15 protein-coding genes are annotated in these 15,750 nt (G+C 71.6%); 12 read left to right on the top strand and 3 right to left on the bottom strand.

Annotated features, from left to right (window positions below; genetic code table 11):
- Nucleotides 1-341 precede the first annotated feature (341 nt).
- From M6G65_RS15685 to M6G65_RS15645, 9 genes are all read left to right on the top strand, one after another.
- Nucleotides 342-1,748: a serine/threonine-protein kinase gene (locus M6G65_RS15685; RefSeq protein ID WP_111473126.1), complete on the top strand. Its 1,407-nt coding sequence runs from the start codon at nt 342-344 to the stop codon at nt 1,746-1,748.
- Between the two features lie 528 nt (nt 1,749-2,276).
- Entirely contained in the window at nt 2,277-2,777 is a 501-nt protein-coding gene (locus tag M6G65_RS15680) for a hypothetical protein (RefSeq protein ID WP_250104152.1), read from the top strand.
- A 472-nt stretch (nt 2,778-3,249) separates the two neighbouring features.
- The gene (locus tag M6G65_RS15675; RefSeq protein WP_160320619.1) at nt 3,250-3,420 is read left to right on the top strand and encodes a hypothetical protein; all 171 of its coding nucleotides are present in this window, start codon (nt 3,250-3,252) and stop codon (nt 3,418-3,420) included.
- 92 nt (nt 3,421-3,512) lie between these two features.
- Nucleotides 3,513-4,712, top strand: a complete 1,200-nt coding sequence (locus M6G65_RS15670; protein ID WP_050735133.1) for a hypothetical protein — start codon at nt 3,513-3,515, stop codon at nt 4,710-4,712.
- A complete protein-coding gene (locus M6G65_RS15665) occupies nt 4,712-5,407 on the top strand; it encodes a TnsA endonuclease N-terminal domain-containing protein (protein ID WP_050735134.1) in 696 nt (231 codons plus the stop codon). Before M6G65_RS15670 ends, M6G65_RS15665 begins: the two co-directional genes overlap by 1 nt.
- The gene (locus tag M6G65_RS15660) at nt 5,404-5,625 is read left to right on the top strand and encodes a hypothetical protein (protein ID WP_250104151.1); all 222 of its coding nucleotides are present in this window, start codon (nt 5,404-5,406) and stop codon (nt 5,623-5,625) included. The genes M6G65_RS15665 and M6G65_RS15660 overlap by 4 nt, the downstream gene beginning before the upstream one ends.
- On the top strand, nt 5,607-7,868 hold the full coding sequence (locus M6G65_RS15655) for a DDE-type integrase/transposase/recombinase (protein WP_250104150.1): 2,262 nt from the start codon (nt 5,607-5,609) through the stop codon (nt 7,866-7,868). Before M6G65_RS15660 ends, M6G65_RS15655 begins: the two co-directional genes overlap by 19 nt.
- 10 nt (nt 7,869-7,878) lie before the next feature.
- Nucleotides 7,879-9,006 (top strand): ATP-binding protein, encoded by a 1,128-nt coding sequence (locus M6G65_RS15650; RefSeq protein ID WP_050735137.1) that lies wholly within the window; start codon nt 7,879-7,881, stop codon nt 9,004-9,006.
- A 10-nt stretch (nt 9,007-9,016) separates the two neighbouring features.
- Nucleotides 9,017-10,876, top strand: a complete 1,860-nt coding sequence (locus tag M6G65_RS15645) for a TniQ family protein (RefSeq protein ID WP_050735138.1) — start codon at nt 9,017-9,019, stop codon at nt 10,874-10,876.
- Between the two features lie 784 nt (nt 10,877-11,660).
- On the opposite strand, the gene M6G65_RS15640 is transcribed toward M6G65_RS15645, so the two are convergent.
- Nucleotides 11,661-11,876: a DUF1289 domain-containing protein gene (locus tag M6G65_RS15640; protein WP_050735139.1), complete on the bottom strand. Its 216-nt coding sequence runs from the start codon at nt 11,874-11,876 to the stop codon at nt 11,661-11,663.
- A gap of 87 nt (nt 11,877-11,963) precedes the next feature.
- On the opposite strand from M6G65_RS15640, the gene M6G65_RS15635 reads away from it, so the two are divergent.
- Together M6G65_RS15635 and M6G65_RS15630 are read left to right on the top strand one after the other, a co-directional pair.
- On the top strand, nt 11,964-12,242 hold the full coding sequence (locus M6G65_RS15635) for a metal/formaldehyde-sensitive transcriptional repressor (RefSeq protein WP_050735140.1): 279 nt from the start codon (nt 11,964-11,966) through the stop codon (nt 12,240-12,242).
- Nucleotides 12,243-12,255: 13 nt separating this feature from the next.
- Nucleotides 12,256-13,380: a nickel/cobalt efflux transporter gene (locus M6G65_RS15630; protein WP_050735141.1), complete on the top strand. Its 1,125-nt coding sequence runs from the start codon at nt 12,256-12,258 to the stop codon at nt 13,378-13,380.
- Between the two features lie 299 nt (nt 13,381-13,679).
- On the opposite strand, the gene M6G65_RS15625 is transcribed toward M6G65_RS15630, so the two are convergent.
- Together M6G65_RS15625 and M6G65_RS15620 are read right to left on the bottom strand one after the other, a co-directional pair.
- Nucleotides 13,680-15,014 (bottom strand): MFS transporter, encoded by a 1,335-nt coding sequence (locus M6G65_RS15625; protein WP_250104149.1) that lies wholly within the window; start codon nt 15,012-15,014, stop codon nt 13,680-13,682.
- Between the two features lie 8 nt (nt 15,015-15,022).
- The gene (locus M6G65_RS15620) at nt 15,023-15,295 is read right to left on the bottom strand and encodes a metal-sensing transcriptional repressor (RefSeq protein WP_050735142.1); all 273 of its coding nucleotides are present in this window, start codon (nt 15,293-15,295) and stop codon (nt 15,023-15,025) included.
- Nucleotides 15,296-15,402: 107 nt separating this feature from the next.
- Between M6G65_RS15620 and M6G65_RS15615 the strand changes: the two genes are divergently transcribed.
- A complete protein-coding gene (locus M6G65_RS15615; protein WP_050735143.1) occupies nt 15,403-15,714 on the top strand; it encodes a hypothetical protein in 312 nt (103 codons plus the stop codon).
- The last annotated feature ends 36 nt before the right edge of the window (nt 15,715-15,750 follow it).

Genomic DNA, 15,750 nt, shown 5'->3' with positions numbered 1-15,750 from the left:
CCACCGCGAGCGCCGTCGTGCGACGGATGCCGAAGCGGCGCGCCGCGGTCCGGCGCCCCGTGCATTCGCGCCGGGCCGCCTGAGGCGGCCCGGTCCCCGAGAACCCCTGGATGTCGAGGCGGGACATGGCGGAACGCGCGAGCGGAACTTCACCGGGCTTGCCGTCGGGAACGTCGCGGCCGACGGCGGCGCGGCGGCACGTCCCGGCAGGGTCGGGGAGGGCGTTTGTGCCTTGCCGCGCGCCTCGCACAATGGGCTGTGCGCCCGATTCCCGGGCGCCGTCCAAGGACAGGACCGACCCGGCCCGGCCTCCGCGCACAATCCCGGTGCGAGGCCGTGCCGTGCGCCTCGACCGGACGCCCGCGCGCCTGGGGCACCGTCCGGCCATGCATCCCGACCCCGACTTCCCGCTTTCCCCCGCCGACGTCCGCCCGATGCGGGCGGACGTGCACGAACTCGCGCGGGCGCGGCAGGCCATCTCCGCCCTTGCCCATCCCGACACGCGGCCCATCGTCGACACGGCCATGGGCACCCTGCATGCGGCGCTTTCCGGGGGCGGTCTCCAGGTCTCCAAGATCCCCGGGCTGCAGAGCGCCATCCGCAAACACGTCAGGCAGGCCTGGATGGACGGCATCGTCGCCCCCCTAGCCCGGTCGCGCCATCCGGCCGACCGCGCCGTGCTCGACGCGATCCCGAAGGATTTCGCCCTGAGGGCCCACGCCGAGGTGCTGGCCGCCCTGGAACGGATCGCCCGTTGGGTCCCCGAGGATGCCGACGGCACGCGGGCGCACCTCGGGCGGGCCTTCGAGTACCTGCGGATGCTGCCGCTCATCCTACAGGCCCTCGCCGATCTCGAAGGCCTCGCGCCGGGCGCCACACGAACGGGCCGCCCCGCATCCGGACCCGGTTCGTCGGCCCTCGCCGACGCCGCCGCACTGGTCCAGCGCCGGCTCAAGGCGGCGCTGTCGCCGGGCCTTCCATCCTTGATCGGCGACCTGGCCGACCTGGTTCACCGCGGCCCCGCGGCCGCGGCCGACGTCCCCGCGCTGCGCTGGACGGCCGCCGCGCTCCTCGCGCCGCCCGCGCGCGGCACACGGACATCGGACTGGGGCGGTCCGCAATGGCGCCGGAGCCTCGCCGGCGCGCTCTCCCGCGACCTGATCGACGAGGCGCTCGCGCCGGCCGCAGTACGACTGCTGCGCCGGCATGCCGGCCTGGAGATCGGGGACGCCCGCTATGCCCGGGGCGAGAGACACGGAGGCCGGCTGGACCTCGCCCTGTCCCGCGCCGGCGTCAGGCTGCTCCTGGCGGTCCGCTTCGACGTCGCCGCCGGGCGGTTCGAGCAATCATCCGCGGTCGTCTCGTCGGACGGCGCGCCGACGACGCTCGCGCCCGAAGACGCCGATGCGCTCCTCGATGCGTCCATCCCCGACGAGCTCAACACGCCCGCACATCGCGCGATGCGTCGCCTCTCGCGGCTGGACGGCGCATCACTCCTCCCCATGCATGTCAACGGGACCGGCGAGCTCCAGGTCGCTCCTGAGGCGGTTCGGACGCAGGATGCCGGGTTGCTGGAGGAGCTTGTCCGCACCGCCGACGAGGAGGGAAGCGCCGTGAGGTTCGACCCGGTCCGCGACCTCGTGCTGGCGTCCGGCCTGGTCGAGATCGGCTTCGAGTGGCACGACGGGCCGGCCGGTCGGTGCCTGATCCGCGCCCCGGCCCAACCCACCGGTCGGCCAGGCCCGTGACGACCAGGTCCGGGACGGCCGGGTCGCCGGCCGGATCGGGGGCCCTGTCGACGGCAATGCCGCTCGGCCAATGCGAGGGTCGCGCTACCCGCCGACCCGCGGGGGCCAGCTCGATGAAATGCGGCATACGCCTTCGTCTCGGCGCCGATGCTGATCAGAATACGGAGACCGACATTTGTTACGGCGGCCTGTGCTCGAATGAATGCTTCGTCGATTTGAAGATCCACGAACGCGGACGTCGCGTTTGCGGGTGTCCTAGGGTACGTCGACGGCCGCCCGCCGTTGGAGACAAGCGACACTCGGCCGGAGGATGACCCGGGGACGGGACGGACAAGGTTGGCCGGGGGCGCGACCCGGTTTTATTCAGCCACTCAACCGGGTCGACCGGGTCAGCTTCCGTTTACCACGTCCGGTGGACCTGGGCGAAAGAACTTGCGGCTGGGCGGGCACCCGGTCTATGGTCCGATCATCAGGTCGCGGAGCTCCTCCGGACCTGGATGCGGACCTGGACCTGGTCGGGGGTGCCGAATGGATGTGATCACCCAGATGTGCCAGGAGCGCGACCGGGCCCGGCAAGCCGCCGCGGACAGGACGCGGCAGCTTCAGGAGCTCATGTTGGAACACGTGAGCGCCATCGCGGCGGAGACCGCCAAGGCGGCCCGCCTCGACCAGATGATCGCGACCCTGCAGCAAGGGGCGGCATACGCCCCGGAACCGGCCCAGGCGGCCGACCAGGCCGAGACGAAAGCGGAGGCCCGGCCGGCGCCGGACGACGAGCCGGTACCGGACGAGGCCGAACGGATGCCGGCGCCGAAAGTCTCCGGCCTGGTCGCCCAGGTCATCGCCGACGCTCTCGCGAAGGCTGGCGCCAAGGGGTTGTCGGGGACTGAAGTCAACGACGCGGTCCGGGACGCCGGCTACACGCTCGATGCCTCGGAGAAAAATAAGACCCGTCTTAAGAATAAAAACCTCGTTTACCATGATCGGAAGGCACAACATTGGTATCTGAAAGATCCAACGAAGGCCTGAGCGTCATAAGATCAGTCTAGATCCAACAACTCATCAATTATCGAGGAGAATTTCGATGCGCAACCGATATCGCGCAGCCCTCCGCGCGCGCTCCCGCGACCCTCCGGGCCAGGCAGTGATCGCCGAGGAAAAATAAAAGCGCACGGCCCGATCCGGGCCGCACGCTTTGAGCTTGCCCGCTACGCAGCCGAAAGGCTGTAGCGGGTAAGGTCCGGCACGCCGGACGAGAGCTTGAGCCCTCTCGACCACGTCACCGCCGGACCTCGTGATCACGACCGCCGCATACCAAACCGGCCAACCACCGGGACAAGGCCGACATTCGAGACCGATGACGTATGCCAGCTCTCGCCTGCGAAAGCAAGCGGGCTGCGCTCCGCCTCCTCGGGATCCGCCGGCCCAAGCCGGCCGCGCCCGGACCGTCCCCGCGACGGATCCGGACCGGCCCCGCGCGACCCCATCCGAGGAGAGCACCATGAACGAGCCGTACCGCGTCGAGACCCTCACGGCCGACTTCCAGCCGCCCCTCGCCCCCCTGATCGACCGGGCCTTCGATGCCTGGGACGGGGACGTCGCCGCGCTGCTCGGCGTCCCGCGGGGGACGTTCGAGCCGGAGACCGAGGCCAGCGAGCCCACCGAGTTCTGAGCCGCCGCCGAAGCCCCGGCCTCCGGGCCGGGGTCACCGCCCATCCCACCACCAAGGCTGGCTCCGTCCGCCTTTCGAGGACCCGCGCGATCATGAAGCAGCTAGAACTCTTTCCCGCGACGACCGCCGACACCGACCGGCTCCGGGCCGAGATCCAGGCCCTCAACGAGATGACGGAGCGCGAGCGCGCCGCCGCGCTGCGCCGCCACCGTTACGTGCGGGCGGTCGAGGACCTCCCGCCAGGACGGCGGGGCGACCGCCACCTGCGGGTCGCGATCCGCGCCGTCTGCGAGCTGAGCGACGACGTCGATCCGCCCACGCCGCGCCAGGTCAGGGCATGGGAAGCGCGGCTCCGGGAGGCCGACGGCAACCCGGCCGGCCTCGCCCACCGGCGGATGGCGCGGTCGCCCCGGCAGCAGACCCACTGGGCCCCGTGGATCGGCGAGCTTGTCGACCAGGTCGTGGCCGAGGCCGACCCGCGCCGGGGCGTCACTCTGACGGCCATGGCCCGCCTCGCACAGGCGAGGTGCCTGGAAGCGTCGCATGCGCGGGGAGGCGCGGCCGCTGACGTTCCCGCTTTCCGCACCCTCGTGCGGATGGTGGGCGACCGTCTGCGTCCCCTGCAGCAGGCGTACCGGTTCCGGCACCTCTCGTGCGGGCGTCCTCTCGCCGAGGTCGTCGTCGCCCGGGAAGCCCTGCGGGTCGCCGTCCCGGAACTCGGCGCCGACCGCGTTCACCTGGTCACCGCACGCGACAGCTACAGCGGCGTGATCGTGGCGGCGGCGCTCGGCACCGCGCCGCCGGACGGGGAGGACCTGCTCGGCCTGTTCGGGGCGCAAACCGCGACGGCGGCCCCGGAGCCGCTCGGCGCCGCCCGCCTGTGCATGGGGCTGCCGGAGGTGATCGTGCTGGACCGGGATCCCGCCTTCCTCGGCGCCACGTTCCGGCATTCCGCGGCGGCGCTCGGCATCCGGCTGCACTTCGCCGCGGTCGACGATCCGGGCGCTCCCTGCCGGGTGGCGGGTCTGCAGCGCTGGCTGACGGCCCGGGGGGAGGTGGTCGAGGACGCAGGAGGCTTGATGGCGGCCGCGCACGCCTGGCTCGCCGATCTCGACGTCCGCCGCTCCGGACCGGACCGGTCGACCCCGCTGGACCGCTGGCAGGAGGGGGTCGCGCGCTATCCGATCCGGCTGTCGCCCGGGGCCACCCCCGCGATCCCGACCGGCGAGGAATCGGGTGGCGCCGACGCGGCCGAGGGACCTGACGGCCCTGACGCCCGGCGGAGGTCCTGATGCCGGCGACCCTGCGAAGCCGCCATGTCGGCAAGCCGAGCCCGTCGCGCCCGATCGTCACCGGCCGACGGGACTGCATCACGGGCGAGGTCCCATCCGGCAAGGCGGGGATGGGCTACCGCATGGTGGCCTACGAGGGCCTCCTCGCGCGGGACTTCATCCTGATCCTGGAGCAGGACGATGCCGTCCTGCGCTACCAGGAGGAGCCCGCACCCTTCCGTTGGCACGACGGCGTCCGGTGGCGCAGCTACACGGCCGACTTCGGCGTCGAGATCGACGACGGGCGGCGCCTCGCCGTCGAGGTCAAGCCGCGGAAGAGGGTGATCAGGCTGGGCTGGGACGGGATCCGGCACCGCATCGAGGCCGGCGCCAGGGCCGCCGGCTACGACGGCTTCGAGCTCTGGACCGAGGTCGAGATCGACGCGCTCCGCGTCGCGAACGCCGCGCTCGTCGCGAGCGAGCGCACCTTCATGGTCGACGAGGCGGAGCAGCACACCATGCGCGTGGTCCTCGACCGCTTCGGCGGCCGGGGTCTCGTCCGGGAACTCCGGGCGGCGTCGGGGCTCCAGGCCCGCGCCTTCCGGGCCGTCGTGGCCCTGGTCGCGCGCGGCGAGGCCGAGCTGGCCGACCCCGGCCGACCCTTCGACGACCACGCCATGATCCGCCGCCCCGCGAACCTCAGGAGTGCACCTTGAACAGGCTCGACCAGCAGTTCCGCCTTCCCATCGGCGCGGTCGTCGTCGCCGACGGCGTCCCCTACGCCTCCGTCGCCCGCGAGCGGGCGGGCCTCGCCCTGCGCAGGCTCGCGGGCGGTTCCGAGACCGTCTTGCTGAGCGACGCCGTCCTGGTGGACCTCCACCGCGGCGGGAGGGTGCGCATGGCGGGACCCGGCGCATGCGGGGGGCTGCGCTGACCATGGGCGCGTGCCAGATCCGTCTCCAAGCGGACGCGCTCGTCATCGCCGAGGGCGTCTACCACAAGGTGCTCTCGCGCGACGAGGCCGGCGTCACGCTGCGCACGCTCGGGGCGAGGCCGGTCACGGTCACGAAGACCCATGCCGAGTTGGCCGACCTCTACTTCGGCGAGCCCAGGCGGCTCCAACTGGTGGAGGACACCGCCGCCGGGCTCCCCCAAGGCGTCAGGGACAACCTCCTTCGCAACATCGACACCTTCGACGTTCGCCAGCAGGACGCGGCGCTGATGCGCCTCGACTACGTGCAGGCCTGCGACCGGTGCTTCGCCGAGCGGACCCATAGGAAGGTCCCGAAGGGCTACGCCGATATCGCGAGGCTCGTCGCGGCCGAGCGCCGGCAGCGGGCCATCGAGAACGAGGGCTCCCATCCCGACGACGTGCCGCTCGAACGGGTGAGCGGCTCCTCGCTGAAGGGTTGGTACGGGCGTTGGCGCAAGGGCGGCAAGTCCATCGTGGCGCTGATCCCGCTGGACGACCTGAAGGGACGGGCGGGTTTCCGCCTCGATCCCGAGGTCGAGATGATCATCGCGGAGCGCGTGCGCGAGGACTGGCTCACCCGGAACGGACCGCCGCTGAGCCATGTCATCGTCTTCATCCAGGGCAGGATCGAGCGCGAGAACAAGACGCGCACCGTGCCCTTCGACGTGCCCGATGGCATGACGATCCGGCGTTGGGTGAAGGCGAACGTCAGCCAGTTCGACGTGATCTACCATCGCGAGGGCCCCGCGGCGGCGGAGCAGGCCTTCCGGCACGTCAAGAAGGCCCCCCAGGCGACGCGGCCGCTCGAAATCGCCGAGGTCGACCACACGCCGCTCGACGTGCTGGTCCTGGAGGGCGACGGCACGCCGGCGCGGGACCGGCGCCGCAAGGACAAGCGCACGAGGCGGGTCTGGCTCACGGTCGCGATCTGCGCCGCGACCCGCATGATCGTGGGATTCCACCTCAGTGACGAGCGTCCCTCCTGGACTTCGGTGATGCACTGCCTGCGCATGGCGGTGCTGCCGAAGGACCTGACCGGCATCCGGGTCGACACGGCGTGGCCCGTGTTCGGCGTGCCGGAGGTCGTCAAGCTCGATAACGGGAAGGAATTCCACTCCCGGTCGATGAAGGCGGCCGCCGGACAGCTGCGGTTCGAGCTCCGCTACATGCCCCGGCGCAAGCCCCACCTGAAGGGCAAGGTCGAGCGCGCCCTCGGCACCATCGCGCGCGACTTCTGCGCCTACCTTCCCGGCCGGACCTTCCGCGACGTGCGCGAGCGCGGCGACTACGACAGCGTCGGGCAGGCCGCCCTGACCCTGGCCCAACTCGCCGAGTTCTTCACGATCTGGGTCGCCGACATCTACCACAACCGCAAGCATGGCGGGCTGCTCGGACGAACGCCCCTGCTGCGCTGGCAGGACCTGGCGGGCTACGGCACGCGCCTGCCGCCGTCGGCCGACGACCTCGACCCGCTCATCGCCCTGGTGGTCCCGCGGACCATTCAGCGGAACGGGATCACCTTCCTCGGCCTCACCTACCAGTCCGACGAACTGAAGGGCGTCCGTCGCAGGAAGGGCTTCCACTTCGGCGACGAATTCCTCGTCAAGGCCGACGCGTCCGATCTCGGCCACCTCCTCGTCCTGGTGGACGAGGAGGCCGGTTGGATCAAGGTCCCTTGCGAGGACGGGTTGGCCGACGGGACCTCCCTGGCGGAGTGGCGAGACGTGGTCCGCACGGCGCGTCGGATGACGCAGGAAGGCCAGCGCGTCGCTCGCGCGACGCTCGTCCGCGCGATGGAGCTGTTGCGCGCCGAATGCCGCAAGGCCGGCGTCAAGCCGAAGCGCCTGGCGAGCGCCGACGTCGACTGGTTCCGCGACCACGCCGACGACCCGATGTTCGAGGTCGCCTGGGACGTCGCGGACGAGGGCGCCCACGAGGAAGAGCGGCTGCGGACCCGGCGCCCGCGGAAGGCCGCGCCGCCGGCCGCGGCCGACGCGGCACCCGCGCCCCGGGTCGGGCAGGGTGGCCGCAAGACCGCGCCGCGCCCGGCCAGCGCCCCGCAGGACGCCCCGCAGGACGCCGCGCCGGCGGCCCGGCCGGCCGGTCCGAGGCCCGTCGCCGCCGAGGCCGATCCGCGGAGCGTGACGGCGGACGTCGGCGCCGAGTTCGACCCCGACGATCCCGATAACTGGACTGCCGAGTGAGGGCCATCGCATGCCGCAAAGCCAGGACGGGGAGACCTTCCGCCCCGACGTCACCATCCTTCCCGGCCCCCAGGCCGCCCCGGTCCGCCGTGAGCGGTTCGCGATCCGCTTGAGCCCGCAGGACCTCGAACGGCGGGCCTGGAAGCGACGCGTCGACACCATCCACGTCAACACCGACGTGGTGATCAAGACCGTCGCGCGCTTCGACGAGATGCTCAAGGACCTCGGCGACGATGTCGAGGGTCAGTGCCTCGTCATCCCGGCCGCTTCCGGGGCCGGGAAGTCGCATCTGCTCGCCCGGTTGCAGCTCCGCCCGGCGCTCGTGCCGTTCCGCGACGAGTTCGGCCCCGTGCGGCCGCTGGTCTACATCAAGGCGCCGAGCCCCTGCACGCTGAAGACGCTGGGTCTCGCGCTGTACCTCGCCATGACGGAGAAGGAGCTCAGCGCCAACCTGAAGGAGCACGATATCTGGACCCGGGTGCGCCACCAGATGCACGCCCAACTCGTCTCCATCATCATGATCGACGAATTCCACCATGCCTTCCGCGGACGCACCGGTGACGAGCGGCGCACCCTGGTCGAGACGCTGAAGAACCTCGTCATCCCGGATCCGGACGATCCGCTTCGGCCGCCCGGTGCGGAGTTGCGCCCCGTCTCCCTCGTGCTCTCGGGCATGCCCTGGCTCAAGAAGGTGCTGAAGGAGGATTTCCAGCTCCTCCGGCGCTGCGTCTTCAAGCCGATCAAGCCGCTGGGTCACTCGGAAGCCTGCGTGAAGAAGGCCACGAAATTCCTGTCGCTGGTCGAGGCAAGGCTCGGCTTCCCGGCCGCGTGCGGCCTGTCGGAGCACGACATGGTTCAGCGCATGCTCAAGGCTTCGAACGGCTACACCGGTCGCATGATGCACCTCGTCAAGAAGGCGGCCTTCCGCGCCATCCAGTCGGGCAAGCCGAGCATCGGGCAGGTCGACCACCTCGGCTTCGTCTTCGAGGAGATCTTCGAGCTCGGTCCGCGCAGGAACCCGTTCCTGGTGGTCGACATCTCGACCCTGCCGAAGATGAAGGAGATCGAGTTCGAGAGGCTCACGCGCCTGACGGGGACCGCCGAGGCCGGGGTCGAGACGCAAGCCGACGACGCGTAGGGGGAAACCGATGCGGCTGACCATCATCCCGCCCGTCATCGACGGGGAATCCGCCGCGGCGCACCTGCTGCGCGCCTTCGACGTCAACGGCGAGCCGTGGAGCCGCGAACGCCTCAGGACCGCGGGCCATTCCATGAGCGACATCCTGCAGGGCCGCGCCGCCGGCCCCCTCGCGGATCGGCTCGGCCGTGGCGAGGACGCGTTCCGGGGTTGGACGCCCACCGAGATCACCAAGAAAAAGGTCGTGATCGCGGACGAGGTGGTCCACCGGGACGATTGGACGACGAACGTGCGGCGGTGGTGCCCCTGCTGTTGGCAGGACGACCTTCGCAGGACGCCGTCGGGACGACACGCGCACTGGAACATCCACCGGCGCTTCTGGTGGGACGTGGCCGCCGTCGGCACCTGTCCCCTCCATCATGTCCGCCTGGAGGGGTCCTGCCCGATTTGCCGGACGGGCGTCACCTGGGAAGCCGGCTCACTGACCCGTTGCAGGAACGGCCATTCCCTTCTCGCCTGCGACGGCGCCAGGGTCCCGCCCGCGACGACGCTGGCGGACGCCTACGTGGTCGGCCGCCTCGGCGGCATGGCCCGGACCAGCGTGCCCCTCCTCGACGGCCTGACGCTCGCCGAGGCCTGCGACGCCATGGAGCGGTTCGGCGTCGCCCTGCTCGGGGGCGCCGACGGGGCCCTCTCGAAGTTTCCGGCGGAGCGCCATCCGGAGGTGTTCTCGGCCGGTCTCGCCGCCGCCCGGGACTGGCCGCACGCCTTCGACGCCCTGCTCGACGGGATGGCCAGAGCCGACCATGTCGGCCTCGGCGCCTGGGGGGCCGAACAGGTCTATGGCTACCTGTATCTCTGGGCGAAGCGGCTGCCGGCGGGAGCGAGCGGGGATGCGGTTCGGGCGGCCCTATACGCGCATCACGCCGGTCGGGGCCCGGTTCACAAGACCTCGGTGGTGATCCGGCATGCCGACGTCCCGTTGGTCAGCCTCGCCGACATCGCCGCGGAATGCGGCCGAAGGCCGGAGTTCATCGCCGGCTACGTCAAGGCCCTGGGCGCCTGGCCGCAACGGACGAGGAGGGGTACGCCCATCGGCATCGCCCGCGAGACCGCCGCCCAGATCCGGGCGATCCTCGACCGCGCGCTCCGCGCGGAGGATCTGCCGGCGGCGCTCGGGCTGGCGAAGCGCCAGACGCGGATGTTGGTCGCGGCGCGGATCGTTCCGCCCGCCGAGATCCACGCGCGCGCCGGCATCAAGGCCGACGTCTTCGACCGGGATGCCGTGGCCGCCGTGCTATCCCGGATCCGTGGTTCGGCGCCGACCGTCGGGGCCATGCCCGCCGGCCTCCTTCCGCTCGCGCGAGCCAGCCAGCACGGCAAGGTCGACGGCGTGCGCGGCACCTGCGACATGATCCTGGCCGGCCAGCTTCGGGTCAGGGCGGTCCTGCGGGACGTACCCGGCCTCGCGGGCTTCCTGGTCGACCCGGAGGACATCAGGGTCGCGCGGCGTTCGCGCGAAGGTGGGGGTCTCACCCTCGAAGAGGTCGGCCGGCGGCTCACGGTCCCGACGGACAGCGTCGGCCTGATCGTCCGGGCAGGCCTCATGGCGGGGACAGCAATGCCGTGCGGGGAGATCCTGGTGCGGGACGATGCGCTCGCGGCTTACGAGGCCGAGTACGCCACCACGGGTGCGCTCGCCAGGGAGATGGGATCCGGCGCGCGGTGGGTGCGGGAAGCCTTGGATCGGGCCGGCGTCAGGCCAGCCTTCGCGATCACGGGCCGAAAGACCACGACGGTATGGCGCCGGATGGATGTCCCGACGGACCTTCGGCGCCGCATCGCAAGGACCCACACGCCGCGACCCTAGGAGCACGCCGGGACCGCCGTGCCGCGCGAGCGCCGTCGGCGCAAAGCCATGAGCGGGGCGATGAGGATCTGCGCGGGGCGTCGACCGAGGAAGGATGTGACGTCGTCTTGGTTCGGGGACCCCGTCGCCTTCCAGGGGACGTGAACAGATCGGATCATCGCCGCGACCGTGATCGCGGCGGCGGCCCACCGGTTCGGCTGGCGCGGCCTCGCGCTCGGATCCGTCCTCGGTGCGACCGGCGTCGCGGTGCTGGCGGCGCTGGCGGCGCTGCAGGCGGCGACCTGCCGGATCGCCCGGCATTGGCTGGATCGGATCTCCGTCCTGCCGCCGCTCGGGTTCGGCCTCCAACGCGCTTATGAGATCACCGCCGGCCTGCGAGGCCGAGACGGTGCCGACGTCCACCCTCGCGGTCAGGCTTTCACCTGCCCATCGACGCCGGCGGGCTCGGTTCGCGCCTCGGGCATCGGCAGCGGCGGGGCTGGTCAGCCTCGTGGTCTGGCCCGGCGTGTCCCGGCGCAAAAAGACGGCGACCGCGACCGCCGGAAACGGATCGGGGCTCGCCGTCCTCGTCCGCCGGGCTTGCTGCTGCGGGATGGAGCGCATCGTCCGACGCATGCCGCCCGACGTGCCGGACGCAATCGCGGCGGTGACGGTCACCGGTCACGACGCCTTTCGATTCCGGCTCGGCTACACTGGGGTGGCTTGACGGGGCGTCCGGCTGGACGAAACCCATGTCGGGGACGATCTGACCGGGGCCGCCGTTCCGCCCGGCAGATCCTGCGATCTAGGAGCGGCTCGGGGTCCTGCCGGGCTCGGCTTCGACCTGCGCGACGGCGACCTGCCGAACGCGCCGCGGCAGTTCGCGAGCGAGGGCGGCCTTCCTGTACGGCGTCATCTTCCGCCACGCGCGTATTTCCGGGACCGTGCGGCCGCAACCGAGGCACCAGCCGGTCCGCCCATCCCACTGGCAAACCCCGATGCAGGGGTCGTCCTTCCTCATGCTAGGGCCTCCCCGCCACGCGACGCATCGGTCGCTGGACACAGATAGGGTACCCCCCTATGTATTGCGAGGACGAGGACGCCATTCATGGCTCACACGATCAAGGACAGGACCAAGCTGCTGGCGCGGGTGCGCCGGATCAAGGGACAGGCGGAGGCGGTCGAGCGGGCCCTGGAGGCCGAGCACGGCTGCGCCGACGTGCTGATGCTGGTCGCCTCGATGCGCGGGGCCATCAACGGGCTGACCGCCGAGCTGATGGAAGACCACATCCGCCACCACGTCGTGAACCCGGACGCCGAGCCGGACGCCGAGCGCGCCCGGGGCGCCGCCGAGCTGATCGAGGTGGTGCGGACCTACCTCAAATGACGAGAGCCGCCCCATGACCCCGTTCGCCGACCTGCTGCAGCAGGGGACCGCGCATGCCTGGCTGTTCGTGCCGAGCGCCATCCTGCTCGGCGCCCTGCACGGCCTGGAGCCCGGCCATTCGAAGACGATGATGGCCGCCTTCATCATCGCGGTCCGGGGCACGGTCACGCAGGCGGTCCTGCTCGGGCTGGCGGCGACGCTCTCGCACACCGCGGTCGTCTGGGTGATCGCGCTGGGCGGACAGTATCTCGGCCAGGAATGGGGTGGCGACACGGCCGAGCCGTATTTCCAGCTGGCGTCGGCGGTGCTCATCGTCGGCATCGCGCTCTGGATGGCGTGGCGGACCTGGCGCGAGCAGCACCACGGTCACCATCATCACCATGGCGAGCACCGGCACGTCGTGACCGGCGACGGCCGGTTGACGCTGGAGGTGTACGAGGACGGCGTGCCGCCGCGCTGGCGCCTCCGGGCCGGGACGGGTCCGCTGCCCGCGCCGGGTGCGGTCACCGTCGAGACGGTCCGTCCGGACGGCGGGCGGCAGACGTTCGCCTTCGCCGATGGGGGCGACTTCCTGGAGAGCCTGGAGGAGATCCCCGAGCCGCACGCCTTCACGGCGCGACTGCGCCTTGACGGGCCCGCGGGTGCGGAAACCCACGAGGTCGCGTTCGAGGAGCAGGATCACGACCACGGTCACATGAACCTGGGCGACGAGGACGACGCCCATGCCCGAGCGCATGCGGAGGACATCCGGCGGCGCTTCGCCGGGCGTCAGGTGACGACGGGACAGATCGTGCTGTTCGGGCTGACCGGCGGCCTGATCCCGTGCCCGGCCGCCATCACGGTCCTGCTCCTGTGCATCCAGCTCAAGCAGTTCAGCCTCGGCTTCGCGCTGGTCGTCTGCTTCAGCATCGGCCTCGCGGTCACGATGGTCTCGGCCGGGGTGCTGGCCGCCCTCAGCGTCAAGCACGTCGCGTCGCGGTGGTCCGGGTTCGGTGCCTTCGCCCGTCGGGCGCCCTACGCCTCGGCAGCCCTGATCGTGCTCGTCGGCCTCTACACCGGCTGGCTTGGCTGGCAGGGCATCCATCCCGACCCCGCGGCGCACGCGGTCGGGATCGACCCATCGATCAGCCCATCGTAAGCGCGGTCCCGGCGGGCTTGGTCGCCCCGCCGGTCCTCGCCGCGAAAGCCCACAGCCGTCGAAGCGCCGGTGCATCGGCGGATGTGGCCGAGATGGACGCGGCTGCCCGCTCGGAGCGAACCGGTCGAGCCTCCTGACGCGTGGGGCAAGTCGACGGACTGACCGGGCTGCCACTGCGAAGACCCGCATGGCGGGGTTCCGGCGGCGCATAGCCCCGCACCTTCGCCATTCGGTTAGAGCCGCGGCGCGTGGCATCCACGGCCTCGGGACCGAAGCGCCCGACGAACATCCGGGTCGGTTCATCCCGGCCGGGCCGCGGGCCAGCGTTGGTGCAGGTCGCCGATGACGAAGGCGTGGGCATGCCGGCGCGTCCCGACGCCGTCCAGGTGCGGATGGCCAAATTCGAGGCCGGGGTGCGCGTGCTCGGCGACGTCCGGGTCCGAGGCCGGCCAGAGCGCCGCCGCCGCGGCGACGGCGACCAAGGTCAGCGCGCCCAGCACCGCCAGCGTGACCGGCATGCCCGCCTTCGCGCCGAGCCAGCCGGCAAGTGGATAGGTCAAGAGCCAGGCGACGTGCGAGAGCGCGAACTGGGCGGCGAACACGGCCGGGCGGTCGCCGGGCGTCGCGGAGCGCCGGAGCAGCCGTCCGGTCGGGGTCTGCGCGGCGGAGTACCCGATCCCGAGCGCCAGCCAGGCGGCCAGCAGCATAGGCCAGCCGATGACGCCGCCCCAGGTCGTAGCGGCAAAGCCGAGCAGCACGACGCCGAGGAACGCCGCCGCCGGGAGCATGACCGTGCGGTCGGGCAGCCGGTCGAGCACCCGCGGCAGCAGCAGAGCCGCCAGCATCGAGCCGCCCCCGAACAGCCCGAGCGCCACCGCGACGTCGTTCTGGGGCCGTTGCAGGAGGGCCTGCACGATCACCACCGTGTTGACGATGACCATGGAGCCGGCCGCCGCCACCGCGAGGTTCAGGGCGAGAAGCCCGCGCAGCCGCGGCGTGGCGAGGTAGATCCGCAGCCCCCGCATGGTGCGCTCGTACACCCCCGCTTGGCGCTCGGGCGGCGTCGGGGACGGGAGCGCCACCGAGACGACCAGGGCGGCCGAACACAGGAATCCGACGACCGTGCCGCCGAACAGCCAGTGGAAGTCGATGACCGTCAGCAGCAAGGCGGCCAGTGTCGGACTGAGCAGGTTCTCCAGGTCGTAGGCGAGGCGCGAGAGCGACAGCGCCCGGGTGTAGTCACGCTCGTCCGGGAGGATGTCCGGGATGGTCGCCTGGAAGGTCGGCGTGAAGGCCGCCGAGCAGGCTTGCAGCACGAACACCAGTAGGTAGACCTGCCAGACCTGGTCGACGAAGGGCAGGATCAGGGCGACGCCGGCCCGGACGAGGTCGGTCGCAACCAGGAAAGCGCGGCGGGGCAACTGCCCGGTGAAGGCGTTCGCGATGGGCGCCACCAGCACGTAGGCCACCATCTTGATGGCGAGCGCCGTGCCCAGCACCGCCCCGGCCTCTGCCCCGGCCAACCGGTAGGCGAGCAGGCCGAGGGCCACCGTCAGCAGGCCGGTGCCGACCAGGGCGATGACCTGCGCGGCGAACAGGTGCCGGTAGGTGCGGTTCGCGAGGACGCTCAGCAACGGGGCCTTCACAGGTACTTGGCCAGCGCCTTGAACTCGGCCAGCGCCGCTTTGGCGGACTTGCCGCCGTCCGCGACGCCGTCGCCGATGCAGTGCTCCATGTGGTCCTCGATCAGCGTGCGCTTCGCGTTGGCGATGGCGCTCTCGACCGCCTGCAACTGCTGGGCGAGGTCCACGCAGGGGCGGCCCTCCTCGATCATCGCGATGACGCCGGCGAGATGGCCGTGGGCGCGCCTCAGCCGCTTGATGATCTCCGGGTGGGAGGCGTGAACGTGATCCATGTTGACATGCTATCCTCCCGGAGGGGATAAGGGAAGGGTGTTCGACGCGCCGGGATGGACGGCGCTCGCCGGGAAGAGGGTGTCGGGTGTCATTCGGACGGCGTCTCATGACGGTGGCCGTCGCGTTGCTCCTGGCGGGCGTGACGGTGATGCCGTTGCTCGCCGAGGCCCGGCACGCGGCCTCCGGTCCCGTCGCGCTCGCCATGCCGCCGGTGGCGGGACAGGACCACGCCAAGGCCCACCAGGATGCCGATGACCTGGTCCACCACGCGCAATCGCACGCGCAGGGCGTGATGCCCGTCGCCGCCAAGGCTCCCGCGAGCGTGGCCACGTCGGCGGCGCGGTCGTTCGCCCGCCTGGACGACGTCTTCCGAGCCGGGGGCGGGGCGCAGGGACCGTTCGAGCCTCCGAGGGCCTGAGGCTTTCCGCCACTTCCCATCCTCGAACGACGGCGC

The sequence above is a fragment of the Methylobacterium tardum genome, from assembly GCF_023546765.1.
Taxonomy (GTDB): domain Bacteria; phylum Pseudomonadota; class Alphaproteobacteria; order Rhizobiales; family Beijerinckiaceae; genus Methylobacterium; species Methylobacterium tardum.
The sequence above is the reverse complement of the archived record's forward strand: the minus strand, read 5'-3'. Positions and strand labels throughout refer to the sequence as shown.